This is a genomic window from bacterium (genome assembly GCA_023135785.1).
GTDB lineage: Bacteria > CAIJMQ01 > CAIJMQ01 > CAIJMQ01 > CAIJMQ01 > CAZNJA01.
This window is the reverse complement of the sequence record JAGLSL010000089.1, coordinates 1-8,201: the sequence shown is the minus strand read 5'-3', so window position 1 is coordinate 8,201 and position 8,201 is coordinate 1. Positions and strand designations below refer to the sequence as shown.

Genomic DNA, 8,201 nt, shown 5'->3' with positions numbered 1-8,201 from the left:
CTATACTTGGGACATTTATATCCTCAAAAAGGCGTTGATATTCTTATTGAAGCATTGAAATATCTCCCGGATGGGAAACTGTTAATTGTTGGAGGAAATAAAAAGGAAGACATTTCTCGTATAAAAAACTTAAGTTCCCATATTGGTGTAGATAAACAAGTCATATTTGCAGGATGTGTTCCTCACTGCGATATAGGGAAATATTTTAATGGAGCGGGTGTATCGGTTATTCCTATTGTGAATACTATGGGGCAAAGATTATTTACCTCTCCCATGAAACTATTTGAATATATGGCTGCCAAAATTCCCATTGTGGCAAGTGATTTTCCTTCTATGAGGGAAATACTTGAAAACGGGAAAACAGCAGTTTTGGTAGAATCAGAAAACCCCAAAGCATTGGCAGAAGGTATAGAAAAAATTTTGACTGATAGAGACTTTGCACGAAAAATTTGCGAACAAGCATACGAGAAAGTAAAAAATTTTACTTGGGAAAAAAGAGCAGAAAAGATTACAATATTCTTAAGAAACGTATTAAAGACGGATAAAACGCAATGAAGCAGAAAATTTCCGCAATAGTTCCAACTTATAACGAAGAAGACAATATCCAAGATTGTCTAAAGAATCTGGATTGGGTAGATGAACTTATAGTAGTTGATTCATTTAGTACTGATAATACCGTGTCTATTGCACGAAAATATGCCGATAAAATTATTCAACACAAATATGATTATTCTGCCCGTCAAAAAAACTGGATAATTCCTCAAGCATCTCATAACTGGGTAATTCTTATAGACGCAGATGAGCGTGTAAATTCACAGTTACGTAATGAAATTTTGCAATTGCTTGAAAAAGGACCTGACAAAAAAGCCTACTGGATATATCGAACAAATATTTTCATGGGAAAGGAAATCAGACATTGTGGTTGGGAAAAAGACAGGGTAATTCGTCTTTTTACTAAAGAACATCGTTATGAAGATGTCCGAGTGCATGCTGAAATACAGGCAGGAAAAGAACATATGGCAATGCTTTCAGCAAAACTTGTCCATTATTCTTACAAAAATTTAGATGATTACTTGATCAAATTGCGAAGGTATTCAAAATGGGGAGCGGAAAAAAGTTTTACTGCAGGTAAAAGAGCAAATTTTTTTATTATTTGTGTGGCTCCGTTGGGAATGTTTTTAAAACGATATATCGGTAAATTAGGGTTTCTGGACGGAATCCACGGGCTTGTCTTAAGTTTATTTGCTTCATTCAGTGTGCTGATAAAATATATCCGATTGTGGGAATTGCAAACGATAGAAAACAGAAGACAGAAGACAGATAACAGATAACAGATAACAGACGACAGAGAACAGATGACAGATAACAGATGACAGATAACAGACGACAGACGACAGATAACAGATGACAGATAACAGAAAAAGATAGAATGGAAATAAGGTAGACATACGGTAGAAATGCAATAGATATATGTATATCCATTTATCATTTGAAATATAAACATGAACGTTAAATCAAATAAAGGTCATATTGTTTTTTTGGAAGATTCTTGTGCTTGGGGTGGAGTGCAAAAATGGATTCTTTCGCTTGCAGAAGGGCTTAGAGATTATGGATGGGATATTACTATTGCTACTCCCCAAAAAGGAGAACTTGCACATAGGGCCACAAAATCTCGCCTTGATGTTTTTCCTGTTGAATTAAACGGAACTTTCAGTGCCTTTAATCCTTTTGCTTTGTTGCGCTTTATTAAATATCTTAAAAAAAACAATGTGAAAACACTTTTTTTAAACGGTTCTAAAGAATTTAAATTTGGCGGGTTGTCGGCTTACTTCGCAAAAACAGAGAAGGTTATATATCGACGCGGAGCGGCTCTTCCTATAGCAAATAGATGCATTAATCGGTTTCTTGTAAAAAATGTTCTATCTTTTATCGTGACCAATTCCCAATCAAGTAAAAACTGCATTTTAGAAAACGGAAAGAATTGGTTAAATCAAGATAAAATGCGGGTTATTTATAACGGAGTTGACTTAAGTATTTTTAATCTCAAAGGGGAAATCGCACCAATTAGCAAAGAATTTAATATCCCAAATGACTACATAAAAGTGGTTTGCATCGGAAGATTGACAGAACAGAAGGGTTATCCTTTTATTATAGAAGCTATATCACGTGTATCTAAATCTTTCAATAAAATCCATATTATTATTGTCGGAGACGGACACTTAAGAAGTAAACTTCAACATATGGTAGAAGACAGGGGTTTGGGTAATATGATTTCTTTCGCAGGATTTCGCGGTGACATTGCTTCTATATTACGAGCTTGTGATTTTATGTTGCATACTCCTCTTTGGGAAGGTGCTCCGAATGTTATTCTGGAAGCAATGGCTTGCGGTAAACCTGTAGTGAGTTGGGATGTGGATGGGATAGGTGAGTTGATGGAAAATAACCTTACGGGATATTTCTCAAAAGAGAAAGATATAGAAAAACTTACGGCAAATATTCAGAAAATGATTAGCGATATTTCTTCTTCAAAAATAAAACAAATGGGAGAATACGCTCGTAAAAGGGCTGAAGAGCATTTTTCATTAAAAAAAATGATAAAAGAATATATTGAGATTTTAAAATGAGTTGCAATAGCGATAAATTAACCTTGTTTATGGAATCTAAGGTTAGGGAAATAATAAGTAAAACTATTGAAAAAAAATCTGTTTTATCTCCTGGGAAAATAGAGGATGTTTGCCTTATTCGCTCGCGAAAGGGGAAATTTATATGGCATATCGCTTTGTCCGGTGGTAAAAAAATATTTGTTAAGGCGATTAAACCTTGCAGTAAAAATTTATCTGAAATTAAGCTTTATGGTAAAAACCCTGAGTATCTGCGTTCTTTTTTGCCAACTGTTTACGGTGTTATAAAAAAATATGGATATTGTTGGATATTGTTGGAAGAGCTAAAACAATTGCCTTCAGCCAATATTTCTTTTGAAGATTTTAAAAAACCTATAGAATTTATGGCTTTTTTACATGCGAAGTTTTACAGTAATTCTTCCGTGATTAACAATAAAGAAATGGATTGGGCTCCTTGTTTTAAAAGGCAATGGCAAAATAAAATGAATAGCATTAGATTTATAATGCTATTTGCAAAATATATGCGGTATTTTGAAACGAGACCGATCTTACAAAAAGACGCAGTTTTTTTTAAAACTGTGATTAAAAACTCAAAGGAAACGTTCAGTTCTTTGCTTGATGCGCCTCATAGCCTAATACACGGCTGTTTTGAATATCATCACTTGTATACAATACAACAGGATAGTATTGAACTTAAAGAATTACGTCTTATAGATTGGGAAAATGTTTCGTTTGCTCCTGTTACTTTGGATTTGGTTTATTTGATAGAAAAAAGCATTGACTGTGGAATAAATGATACTATGACCCTTTCTAAATTTAGAAACGAGTGTTTAAATTATTATTGCTCTGTTATGAAAAATTACAGTATAGATATTGACGAGACGAAATTCCGCAATTTATACAATCTGACTTTTGCGTTTAAAATAATAACCCAGTTTATTTTCGAAGAATTGAAAAAGATAAAAAAAGGTAACTCTTCCAATTATAATTTTTATAGAAATCAACTTTTTGCATTGGATGAATCTTTGAATCTAATCAGATGAATATATGAAAAACCCTTTAGTCAGCGTAATCATTCCTACCTATAATAGAGCTTTAACTTTACAAGCAACAATCCAGAGCGTTTTACGACAAACATATAAAGAATTCGAAATCATCGTAATAGATGATGGCTCTATGGATGATACAGAACAAATCATAAATAATTTTAACGATAAAAAGATTATTTATATCAGGCAAGACCATAAAGGCGCTTCTTTTGCACGAAATAAAGGAATAGGAAATGCAAAAGGCGAATATATTGCCTTTCTTGATTCTGACGACATATGGCTATCTACAAAGATAGAAAAACAATTAGCTGTTTTTAAAAACAGTAAATTTAATCCCGGAGTTGTTTACTGTGGTATAGGATATATTGATGAAAGCTCAGAAGAAATAAGAGAAGAAAAACTGCCTGCATATAAAGGGAATATTTTTCTATATCTTCTCGGAGCAAGAAGAAATGTAGTTTTGGGCGCCGGTTCTACGGTTTTGGTGAAAAGAGAATGTTTTAAGGAATGCGGGTTATTAGATGAAAATTTACCATACCGAATAGATTTGGAATTGTTAATAAGAATATCGAGAAAATTTACTTTTGATTATGTTTCCCAACCTCTTGCCAAAATACGCATTCACAATAAAAGAATGTCATCTAACATAGACTCTATAATTAAAGGCAGAGAAATACTGTTTGAGAAAATACATAATGACCTTAAAAAGCACAGGAGAGTTTTGGCTAAATACTACTATCAGACAGGTGTTTTATATCTTAAAAAAGGCGATACAAATAAGCATAGAGAATATATTCTGAAATCCATCAGAGCTTTTCCTCTTATTCGTACAATAAGAGCATTGTGGAGGTAACATGAAAGTTCCTGTCCTATTTTATCATAAGATAAACTTCCCTGCACCGGAAGCCAAAGAAAAAAGCCTTTATGTAAACCCTAAAAATTTTCACTGCCAGATGAGATACCTGAAGTATAGAAGATATAACCCCATATATTTAGATGAGTTAGTAAAAGGTATGAAAGGTCAAATCAAGCTTCCTCCAAAACCTATAGTTATTACCTTTGATGATGGATATGAGGATAACTATACTATTGCATTTCCGATCTTGAAGAAATTCGGTTTTAAAGCCACTATTTTCCTGGTAACAGAAGATATAGGAAAAATATCAGGGGTTTGGATGGATTCCAGAGAAAAACTAAAAACATCACTGCTTAACTGGAGCCAGATAGAAGAAATGAATAAAGGAGGTATAAATTTCCAGTCTCATACTCACACTCATCCTGTTCTTACTAAATTAAATAGTGAACAAATAAAAAAGGAACTATTACTTTCAAAACAAATAATTGAAGAGAAATTGCAAAAACCGGTTAATTTTTTGTGCTATCCGATGGGAGACTTTGATGAAAGAGTTGAAGGATTGGTCAAAGATGCGGGTTATTTGGGTGCTTTTACGACGAAAAGAGGTTTTGTAAAAGATGGTGACGATCTTTTTACTTTGAAAAGAATCGGCATAAAATACAATAAAAAGATTTGGAATTTTGTCCATGCTTTAACCTTCAAATATAGATAAATGCTATATAAAATTCTTTATTTAACTCCGAGTGCAAATCTTTTAGGCGCAAGGCGGAGTTTACTGATATTGTTGGAAAACCTTGATAAGGAAAAATATTTTCCTATTGTTCTCTGTCCCAAGAAAGACGGGGAATTGGTGAGAGTATTAAAAGAAAAAGGCATAAGAACAGAAATACTCAGGTTGCGGAATTGGAGAAAAATTAGAAATATAAGGTTTATACCTTCCCTTATTTATTCGCTGGTCAAACTGATAAAAAAAGAAAAAATAAATCTTATCCATTGCAACGAATTTTGGATAAATCCTTACAGTGTAATATCCGCAAAAATTACTCGTATTCCTTGTATAACTCACATACGTACAAGTCTAGATATCAAAAAGATAAAAAATTATTTACTTGCGCATTCGGATAAATTAATAACCGTATCCAATGAAACTCGAAAACCAATCGAAAAATTCCCTACAATTTTTATAAAAACTACTACTGTATATAACGGAGTTGATATAAAACAGTTTAATCCTAATATAAAAGGTGACTACGTAAAAAAAGAATTGAACATTGCTCCGGAAGAAATCGTGATAGGGACAATAGGACAACTATATCCCGATAAGGGACAAAAGACGTTTATACAAGCCGCTTCTATTGTTTTAAAAACATACCCTGCGACAAAATTTCTTATAGTAGGCGAGGCAAAAAAAGAAAAATACAAAACGCAATTGAAAGACCTTGTTGATAAACTTGGCATTGGAGATAAAGTAATTTTTACAGATAATAGAAATGATATTCCCCAAATCCTTGCCAGCATCGATATTTTTGCGCTTCCTACACTCAAGGAAGGCTTTGCACGTGTTATAATTGAAGCCATGGCTTGTGCCAAACCTGTTATTGCAACTCGGGTAGGGGGGAATAGCGAAGCTGTTGTTGATAAAATATCGGGTTTTTTAATACCGGTAAATTCTCCTGATGTGTTGGCGCAAAAGATAATTGAACTTATTCAGGATGAGGACAAAAGGAAAAGTATGGGAAGCATAGGCAGAGAAAGAGTGGTCAACAATTTCAGTTTGGAACATTATGTAGATAATATAGAAAAAGTTTATAACGAATTCTTGAAATAAAATGAGACTATATCTGCGTTGTTTGGGTTATTTAAAACCATATTATAAGATTATATCTATATCAATAATCTGTATGATTTTTTATGCTTTTTTCAATATGGTGTCCATTGCATTATTAGAGCCGATAATAAATAAAGTTCTACTGGGAAATGGGTCAGTGTCTTTTAAAATTCCTTTGATTGGAAAACCTTTCCATGTTTCTCAATTGCAGCTTCTCGCGCTTATTAGTTGCACGATTATAGTCACATACTTTCTTAAAGGTATCTGTTATTATTTCCAATCCTATTTCACGAGTTATGCCGGCTCAAGAGCAATAATCGATTTCAGGAATGAATTTTACGAACATATTCAAAATCAGCCAATGCGTTTTTTTACTCAAAAACGCGTTGGTGAACTCATATCTCGCATAATAAATGATATAGAAAACATTCATGATTCTCTGACGGTAATTTTTTCAAATGTCATAAGAGAGCCGATAACAATTATTGTTTTAACTATTTTCTTATTTAACCTCAATTGGCAATTGACTTTAATTGCAATATTTGCGTTTCCGATAGCTATATATCCTCTTCATAAGTTCGGCAGAAAAATAAAAAGAATAGGTTACAATAAACAAAAACGTATGGCTGATGTTACGAATGCTATACATGAATCAATAGCAGGAATTGAGACGGTGAAAATTTTCGGTAAGGAAGAGGAAGAAGCCGAAAAACTTAAAGAAAATCAACTGAATCTCTTTAAATTTGCGATGAAAAAGGCAAAAGTCAAAGCGTTAGCGCCACCTATTATGGAATTAGTAGGCGCTATAGGGGTAGCAATGATTTTGTATATAGGAGGAATGCAGGTAATAAAAGGAAGTTTTGATATTGCCAAGTTTTTCACTTTTATATTTGCCTTAAGTGCTCTTTATCGTCCTATAAAAAATTTGACGCAGGAAAATAACAAAATACAAACTTCTATGGGTTCTGCACAACGTGTTTTTGAAGTTTTGGATTATCAGGAAATTGTCAAGGATGTTGCCAATGCTATTGAAATGCCCCCTTTTGAAAAAAATATAATTTTCAGGAACGTTTCATTCTCATACGGCCATAAGCCGATATTGAAAAATATAAATTTGGAGGTTAAAAGAGGTGAAATAATTGCAATTGTGGGGCTTTCAGGAGAGGGCAAGACTACTTTAGTAAATCTTATCCCACGTTTTTACGACCCTATAGAAGGTAAAATAGATATAGACGGATGCGATATAAAACAGCTGAAACTGAAATCATTGAGAAGACAAATTGCTATTGTAAGCCAGGAGACTTTTCTTTTTAACGATACAATAAGAGCTAATATTGTTTATGGTTCCGCTAATAGCCAAATTGCAAATGAAAAAATAGTGGAAATAGCTAAAGCGGCTTCAGCTCATGAATTTATTGAGAAACTGCCGAATGGCTATAATACGATAGTAGGTGAAAGAGGCGCTCAAATATCCGGCGGGCAAAGGCAGAGAATATCTATCGCAAGAGCGTTATTTAAAAATCCGTCTATACTTATTCTTGACGAAGCTACATCAGAACTTGATAGTGAAGTGGAGAAAATTTTACAAGAGGCGCTGGAAATACTTATGAAAGGTCGCACTACCTTTATTATTGCTCATAGATTGTCTACAATAGTTCACGCTGATAAAATAGTTGTATTAGGCAATAATACTATTTCTGAAATCGGAATTCATGAAGAGTTGATAAAAAAAGCCGGTGTTTACAAAAAACTTTACGAAATGCAGTATAAAACAAGGAAATTGATTTTGTAAGAAATATTTTCAACTTATAGAGAATGAGGGATGCAGAAGTTCAGAAACATAATGG

At 33.3% G+C, this 8,201-nt stretch carries 8 protein-coding genes; all 8 read left to right on the top strand.

The features are described from left to right. Window positions 1-555, top strand: a 555-nt coding sequence (locus tag KAS42_06290; protein ID MCK4905827.1) for a glycosyltransferase family 4 protein, incomplete at its 5' end; no start/stop codon positions are given. After that, complete coding sequence (locus KAS42_06285; protein ID MCK4905826.1) at window positions 552-1,331, top strand: glycosyltransferase family 2 protein; 780 nt, start codon at window positions 552-554, stop codon at window positions 1,329-1,331. The genes KAS42_06290 and KAS42_06285, both read left to right, overlap by 4 nt. Before the next feature lie 171 nt (window positions 1,332-1,502). After that, window positions 1,503-2,624 carry a glycosyltransferase family 4 protein gene (locus KAS42_06280; protein MCK4905825.1) on the top strand — a complete coding sequence of 374 codons (1,122 nt, stop codon included), beginning with the start codon at window positions 1,503-1,505 and terminating at the stop codon, window positions 2,622-2,624. Then, complete coding sequence (locus tag KAS42_06275; protein MCK4905824.1) at window positions 2,621-3,664, top strand: hypothetical protein; 1,044 nt, start codon at window positions 2,621-2,623, stop codon at window positions 3,662-3,664. The genes KAS42_06280 and KAS42_06275 overlap by 4 nt, the downstream gene beginning before the upstream one ends. Before the next feature lie 4 nt (window positions 3,665-3,668). Beyond that, window positions 3,669-4,523 carry a glycosyltransferase gene (locus tag KAS42_06270; protein MCK4905823.1) on the top strand — a complete coding sequence of 285 codons (855 nt, stop codon included), beginning with the start codon at window positions 3,669-3,671 and terminating at the stop codon, window positions 4,521-4,523. Window position 4,524: 1 nt separating this feature from the next. After that, complete coding sequence (locus KAS42_06265) at window positions 4,525-5,238, top strand: polysaccharide deacetylase family protein (GenBank protein ID MCK4905822.1); 714 nt, start codon at window positions 4,525-4,527, stop codon at window positions 5,236-5,238. Then, window positions 5,239-6,354 (top strand): glycosyltransferase, encoded by a 1,116-nt coding sequence (locus KAS42_06260; GenBank protein MCK4905821.1) that lies wholly within the window; start codon window positions 5,239-5,241, stop codon window positions 6,352-6,354. 97 nt (window positions 6,355-6,451) lie between these two features. After that, window positions 6,452-8,146, top strand: a complete 1,695-nt coding sequence (locus tag KAS42_06255; protein MCK4905820.1) for an ATP-binding cassette domain-containing protein — start codon at window positions 6,452-6,454, stop codon at window positions 8,144-8,146. Window positions 8,147-8,201 lie beyond the last annotated feature (55 nt).

What these genes read in the sequence shown, in the direction of transcription:
- KAS42_06280 (MCK4905825.1), top strand. Translation starts at nt 1,503, where the DNA reads ATGAACGTTAAATCAAATAAAGGTCATATTGTTTTTTTGGAAGATTCT.
- KAS42_06260 (MCK4905821.1), top strand. Translation starts at nt 5,239, where the DNA reads ATGCTATATAAAATTCTTTATTTAACTCCGAGTGCAAATCTTTTAGGC.
- KAS42_06275 (MCK4905824.1), top strand. Translation starts at nt 2,621, where the DNA reads ATGAGTTGCAATAGCGATAAATTAACCTTGTTTATGGAATCTAAGGTT.
- KAS42_06255 (MCK4905820.1), top strand. Translation starts at nt 6,452, where the DNA reads ATGGTGTCCATTGCATTATTAGAGCCGATAATAAATAAAGTTCTACTG.
- KAS42_06285 (MCK4905826.1), top strand. Translation starts at nt 552, where the DNA reads ATGAAGCAGAAAATTTCCGCAATAGTTCCAACTTATAACGAAGAAGAC.
- KAS42_06265 (MCK4905822.1), top strand. Translation starts at nt 4,525, where the DNA reads ATGAAAGTTCCTGTCCTATTTTATCATAAGATAAACTTCCCTGCACCG.
- KAS42_06270 (MCK4905823.1), top strand. Translation starts at nt 3,669, where the DNA reads ATGAAAAACCCTTTAGTCAGCGTAATCATTCCTACCTATAATAGAGCT.